The sequence below is a fragment of the Roseovarius tibetensis genome (genome assembly GCF_050896375.1).
Classification (GTDB): Bacteria; Pseudomonadota; Alphaproteobacteria; order Rhodobacterales; family Rhodobacteraceae; genus Roseovarius; species Roseovarius tibetensis.
Genome location: NZ_JBPBBB010000075.1, coordinates 1 through 6,422, shown reverse-complemented (window position 1 = coordinate 6,422; position 6,422 = coordinate 1). Strand labels below are relative to the sequence as shown.

Here is a 6,422-nt window from a genome sequence, read left to right as displayed (position 1 = left end):
TCCGCAGCCTCGTCATCGGATCCACAACGACCGAGATGGTGCGGTCCTGCAAGGTGCCCGTCGTCCTGATGCGGTGATCTCGATGACGGCTCCCACCCTTGGGGCCTGAGACGGCATTCCCGCCTCGGGTTCAGAAAAAATCGCAGGGCTTGCGGATCGCATCCATCGAGCGGATTGGATCCGTCGATACGGCGCCAGACCGCAGGCCCTTTGGTCTCGATCCGCAGCGCGTCGGCCCGCCAAGCCGCGTCGTCGAGCGGATATCGCTGCAGTCAGGCATTCGCAGGCTCCTCGATCGGCAGAAACCCGGACGGCTTGCCCACCGATATCAGGCTGAGGCTATGCATGGCGCGGGTACAGGCGACGTAAAGCAGGTTGCGGTCCATCTCGGTGGAGAAGACGGCTTCGCTGGCGTCGGGGATGATCACGCGATCGAATTCCAGCCCTTTGGCCAGATGCGGCGTGCAGACCACGACCCCGGTGGAAAACCCGGTGCTGCCCTCTTCGAGCAGCCGTGCCTCGACCCCCGCCTCTGACAGAGCCTTGTGCAGGCGCCTCGCCTGCGCTTGGGTCTTGGCCAGCACCGCGAGGCCGGCGTGCTCGGACGCCCGGAAGGCTTCGATCAGACCGGCGATGCGCGCCACGGCGTCCTTCTGCGTCTTGACGACCGCCAGTTCGGGTGCCGGCCCGTGCCGCTCCATCGCGACGAGATCGGGGTTGGGCGAGATCTTCAGCGCGAACTGCATGATCTCCCAGGTCGAACGGTAGCTCTTGTTGAGGGTCACGCGCCAAGCGCCGTCGAGGACGCTCTCGATCCGCTCGGGTGTCGAGGCGCTGTAGGGGTTCACGGATTGCGTGGCGTCGCCGAGGATGGTCTTGCGGCATCTGAAAAGCCGTCCGAGCACCGCGTATTGTGCTGGCGTGTAGTCCTGCATCTCGTCGACCAGCAGATGCGCAACACCTGCGTAGGGGTTTTCGACGCCTTCGGTCAGGATTTTCAGATAGATGAGCGGGAAGACGTCGGCATATTCCAGCTTGCCGCTCTTGGGCTTGAAAAGATCCGGCCGGTCGATCCAGTCGAAAAGTTCCTTGTAAGCCTTGCGCAGTGTGGTGCGGTTGACCATCCCGCGCACCGCCTTGCGGATAACCGCGCGTTCCTCCTTGCGCAGCTCGATGTTGTACTCGGCCTCGAACTGCTCGATCACCGAATTGCCGGTCGCAACAAGGCGCTCGGCCATGTCCAGCTGCCGCAGCCGCTTCCACGTCGTCTCGAACACGAAGCCGGGCAGCGGGCGCTTGCGCACCACCACATCCTCGGGCTGGAACGCGGTCTTTTCCAGATGCTGGGCATAGGCCTCGATCTGGCGCAGGAACTCGGGCGCGGCCTTGGCGCGCAGTCGCGTTTTCATGTTTGCGTCGTCGGTTTCCAGCAGCAGCGCCGTCTGCTCGAAGAAGGTCTGAAACCGGATCTTGTCACCGAGGATCTGCGCAGCGAGCGTTTCCATTCCGATCTCGGGCACGGTCTCTTCGCCCAACTCGGGCAGCACATTGCCGATATAGTCGGCAAAGACCCGGTTGGGCGAGATGATCAGGATGTCGGAGGATTTCAGCGTGTCCTTGAAGCGGTAGAGCAGGAATGCGATCCGGTGCAGCGCGATCGAGGTCTTGCCCGACCCCGCGACCCCCTGGATGATCAGCGTGTGCGCCTCGGCGTCGCGGATGATGGCGTTCTGGTCGCGCTGGATGGTGGCGACGATATTCTTCATACCGTCATCGCTGGCCTGCGCGAGGGTATCCTGCAACACGTCGTCGACGATGTTCACGCTGACATCCAGCATAAACTCCATCGAACCGTCGCGGATGCGGAACTGACGTTTCAGGGTCAGGTCACCGGGGATCGTGCCCGACGGCGCGTCATAGTGCGCGGGTCCGGTCTCGAAGTCGTAGAACAGCGCCGAGACCGGCGCGCGCCAGTCATAGACCCAAGGTTCCTGGTTTTCCTCGTCGCGGAAATCGTGGATGCCGATATAATAGGCGGCCGTCTCGTTGCGATCGTCTCGGCGGAAATCAAACCGACCGAAATACGGTGATTTGCGCAGCTTTTCCAGTTTGACCGCCTGTGCGCGCAGGATGTCCGACGAGCGCATCATCTGGTCGATCGACTGTCGCATCGCGGCCTTGTCGAGATGGTCCATGTCGCGGCGCGCCTCCCACATGTGGTCGTGGGCCGCCTGTATGTCGCGCTGATACTCCGACACGCGCGCGCCGATCTCGCCGAGGTTGGCGTCGATGCGTGAGAGGCAATGGGTCAGCCGCTGGCTCTCGAAGTCTTTGTCCGTCGTCATTTTCAATACAATTCTTCCGTTTTACGTGTACCCGCTCGGTTGGATGCCAAATCTGTCTCCGACAACCGGAAGACCGCCACTTTGCTGGCACCTCCGACATCAGGATCGCGGCCGACGATGTGTCCGACCTCTGTGCCGCATTCCGCCGTATCGCCCGTACCTCGCACCAAGCGCGAAACTTCGCGCGACCCCGGTTCGAATAATTGAGCCGGATAACGCATAGTGTGCGGCAGCCCGCCCACCATCGGATTGAAGCCCGCGTTCGGCGCCGTGATGACCGCAACGCGGGACCGAATACCGCAATAGCGGGCCTGCACCAGTCCTTACAGGAGTCCAGGATCGAGATGCTCGATCGTATCGATGAGACTGACGCCATCGAAATCCTACAGATCGAGCGGCGCGGCGCAGAGCGGACATGCGTGGTTCTCGACCAAAGGCATCAAAACGGTGTTCGCGGCCGAAAGGCTCATTCCGCATCGGCCCGTGCCAGATAGACGGTCTGCGTGAAGGGCTGTCCTGTCAGTGGATTGTCGAAAGTCACCGGCTCCGCCCAGGCCTCGGCAAACGCTGCGTTCAGTCGATCCAGAAAACGCTCGTCTGACGCATCGTTGGACCAGAGGCCGAAGATGCCCCCCGGCTTGAGGTGGTGCTTGAGCGTACGCAGCCCTTCGACCTGGTAGAAGCTGTCGCTGCGCTGGTCGAGCAGGTGGTCCGGGGCATGGTCGATATCGGCGAGGATCGCGTCGAACCGCCGCCCCGGCCGATCCGGATCGAATCCTTCGTTTCTGGCCATGGCGAAGAAATCGCCCTCTATCAGACGGCATCGACGATCGTCTGCGACCCGCGTGCCAAGAGGAAGGATGCCAGTTTCGTGCCATTCGATCACGGGTGCGAGATATTCGACTACAAGGAGGTTCGCGACGCGGGTCTCGGCCAGAACGGTCTCGGCGGTGTAGCCAAGGCCCAGACCGCCCACCACGACGTCCAGCGCGTCGCCCGTGCAGGCTGCGACACCGAGCTGCCCGAGCGCAACCTCTGACGCGGTGAAATAGCTGGTCATCAGGAATTCCTGTCCCAGCATGATCTCCCACACATCCACGCCCAGCCGCAGATCGCGGCGCCGCCGCAGACTGAGCGCACCGATCGGTGTCGGGCAGTAGTCGAGTTCCTCGAATAAGTGGCTCATGTCAGTGACCGGCGCGGCTCGCACGGTCGCCTTTCTGTCTGAATTTCAGGATGCGTCCTTATCCTTCGGATCGGTCCAAAGCTCAATCTTTGCATAAGTTCGGTACGGGGCGATACGACTCGACAGTGACCGGCGATTGTCTTCATCTCGCATCCTTGGCCTGGCGGTCGCGGATCGGTGTCACCAGCCTGTCGATTTCATCGTCGGTTTTCTCGCGTAAGGCAGGCACCAGATTGCGGATGTCGTCGGGCGACGCGTCGGGACGCGCAACAAGGATCCTTTCGATCAGGTTCTTCATTTGCTGTTTCATCTGCATGCTCCGGCTATCAATGGCAATTTAGCTGACGGTCGAAGTCGGACGGGGCCAAGCCCCGCCCGCTCACGCGGTTTCATCGACCTCGCCTTCAGGCGCGGCATCGGCGATGGCGACTTGAGCCGTGATCATGGCAGCGGCCACGGAACAGGCATTCTCAAGGGCGATCCGCACGACCTTCACCGGATCGATGATGCCGCGCTCCATGAGGTCGCCGTAATCGCCTCGTGCGGCGTCGAACCCGAACGTGTCCGTCGCGGCCTCCCGCACCTTTCCGATCACGAACGTCCCGTCGAAACCTGCATTGTCCGCAATGAGAACCAGGGGCGCGTTCAACGCCTTGAGCACGACCTTAACGCCCGCGTTCTCGTCCGCGTTATTGCCAGTGAGATCGTCGAGCATCCGGCCCGCACGCACCAAGGCGACACCGCCCCCGACGGTGACCCCCTCCTCGACGGCGGCGCGGGTCGCGTTCAGGGCGTCCTCAACGCGGTCCCGCCGCTCGCGCAGATCAGCCTCTGAAGTGCCACCAACGCGAAGAACCGCGACACCCCCGGCAAGCTTCGCAAGTCGCTCCCGCAGGGCATCTCTCTCGTGTCCGGGTGCGGCGTCATCGACCTCTCGCCGCAACCGGGAAATGCGCTCTTCAATCCGGTCTGCGTCGCCCGCGCCGCCGACCAGCGTCGTGCTCTCACGCGTGATCTCCACATGAGCGGCGTGCCCCAGCACCTCGGGCCCCGCCGTCTCGAGCTTCATGCCGAGGTCACGACTGACGACGCGACCGCCGGTCACGACGGCGATATCCTCCAGCATGGCGCGGCGGCGATCACCGAAGCCGGGAGCCTTGACCGCCGCGACCTTGAGCCCGCCGCGCAGGTTGTTCACGACCAGCGTGGAGAGAACATCGCCCTCGACCTCGTCGGCGACAATCAGCAGAGGGCACCCGGACTGGTTCACCGCTTCGAGCATGGGAAGCAGCGGCTGAACCGACGACAGCTTGCCATCATAGAAAAGGATTTGCGCCTCCTCGAAGCTGACTGTGGACCGTTCGGGATCCGTCACGAAATGGGGGCTGAGATATCCGCTGTCGAAGCGCAAGCCCTCGACCACATCGGTTTCAGTGAAAAGGCCGGGATTTTCCTGCACCGTGATGACGCAATCCCGTCCGACCCTTTCCATCGCATCGGCGATCTGCGTGCCAATTTCGGCTTCGCCGTTCGCGGACACCGTGCCGACACGGGCAATGTCATCGTGCCCGGTCACCGGACGCGCGCCCTCTTGGAGGGCGGTTGTCGTTGCGGCGGCAGCCCGGTCGATCCCGCGCTTTACGTCCATGGGATTTGCGCCGCCGGCAACCAGCTTCACACCTTCATGGGCAATTGCTTGCGCCAGCACGGTCGCCGTGCTGGTCCCGTCGCCGGCCTCGCTGTTGGTGCGGGAGGCGACTTCCTTGACCATCTGCGCCCCCATGTTCTCGAAGCGATCTTCGATCTCGAAGGTGCGAGCGACCGTGTCACCGTCCTTGGTGATGTGCGGCGTTGCGGACCCGCTCTGAATAACGACATTCCGCCCTCTCGGGCCGAGCGTGACTCCCACTGCCTTGGCGAGCAGATCAATACCCGCCAGCATGCGATTGCGCGCCTCGATATCGAATGAAAATTCCTTCACTGTCATGCCGAACTCCTTTCCGTATTTCGGATAGGCGGCAAGCAGAACCTGGCAATATGTGATCGGGTGTCGGAACACCTCCAGTGTCGACTTGCAGCAGTTGGTGAGACGGTTGATCGCGCGCCTCCCGGAGCGGAGCACTCCACGTGACGTACTATGCGACCTCGACCTGCTCCATCAGCCGCGTCCCTTGAGACGAGGCGATAGGCAAAGTAGTCGGGTGCCGCTCAGAGGTCAACCGCGAGGCCTGCTCGCCCACGGCACCTTCCCAATGAGGGTTTCAGCCGATTTGCGCCGCTCCGATCGCGGTGGGCAAAAGGCCGCTCTTGGCTGGTTCGACGGACTCTGTTGCACAAATCGTCTGATGAACGGAATTCCCGTTTCCCAGGCGGATTTATTCTACGGGCTCGGCGATGGGTATGGATATGCTGCACACCGGTGCGAATGGCCGGTTCGGTGAAGCCGCACCGCAGCGTCGACGAGAACAGCGAACGACCGGAATGGGCCGCCTGTGAAGGCGGTCCGTCACCTTCAGATCTCGACGCTCTCGGAGATCGCCAGTGCGTCCTCCAGTTCAACGCCCAGGTAGCGGACGGTGCTGTCCATCTTGGTGTGCCCGAGCAGGAGTTGCACAGCCCTCAGATTGCCAGTCTTCCGATAGATCTGTGCAACCTTTGTCCGGCGCATGGAATGCGTGCCGTATGACGTCGGGTCCAGCCCGATGGAGCTTACCCAGTCCCGGACGAGCCGGGCGTATTGGCGGGTCGAGATGTGAAGGCGTTCATGGAAGCGGCCCGGCCAGAGGTGTTCCGAGCCGACCATCAACGGCTCCTCTGAATCGCCCCGGATTTACCGGAGACCTATAGCTTCATTTCACGCGACCATATCGAGCACGTCGCGCTGTGCATAG

General features: G+C 62.4%; 5 protein-coding genes and 1 pseudogene. All 6 read right to left on the bottom strand.

What is annotated here, in order from left to right:
* Positions 1 to 272: 272 nt before the first annotated feature.
* Positions 273 to 2,345, bottom strand: a complete 2,073-nt coding sequence (locus ACROSR_RS19785) for a HelD family protein (protein WP_432687609.1) — start codon at positions 2,343 to 2,345, stop codon at positions 273 to 275.
* A 2-nt stretch (positions 2,346 to 2,347) separates the two neighbouring features.
* Positions 2,348 to 2,662 (bottom strand): hypothetical protein, encoded by a 315-nt coding sequence (locus ACROSR_RS19780; RefSeq protein ID WP_432687608.1) that lies wholly within the window; start codon positions 2,660 to 2,662, stop codon positions 2,348 to 2,350.
* A 149-nt stretch (positions 2,663 to 2,811) separates the two neighbouring features.
* A complete protein-coding gene (locus ACROSR_RS19775; protein WP_432687607.1) occupies positions 2,812 to 3,531 on the bottom strand; it encodes a polyamine aminopropyltransferase in 720 nt (239 codons plus the stop codon).
* Between the two features lie 142 nt (positions 3,532 to 3,673).
* Complete coding sequence (locus tag ACROSR_RS19770; RefSeq protein WP_432687606.1) at positions 3,674 to 3,841, bottom strand: hypothetical protein; 168 nt, start codon at positions 3,839 to 3,841, stop codon at positions 3,674 to 3,676.
* 69 nt (positions 3,842 to 3,910) lie between these two features.
* Positions 3,911 to 5,518: a chaperonin GroEL gene (gene groL, locus ACROSR_RS19765; protein ID WP_432687605.1), complete on the bottom strand. Its 1,608-nt coding sequence runs from the start codon at positions 5,516 to 5,518 to the stop codon at positions 3,911 to 3,913.
* Positions 5,519 to 6,043: 525 nt separating this feature from the next.
* Positions 6,044 to 6,346 (bottom strand): annotated as a pseudogene (locus tag ACROSR_RS19760) (tyrosine-type recombinase/integrase); the annotation flags it as partial.
* Positions 6,347 to 6,422: the final 76 nt, after the last annotated feature.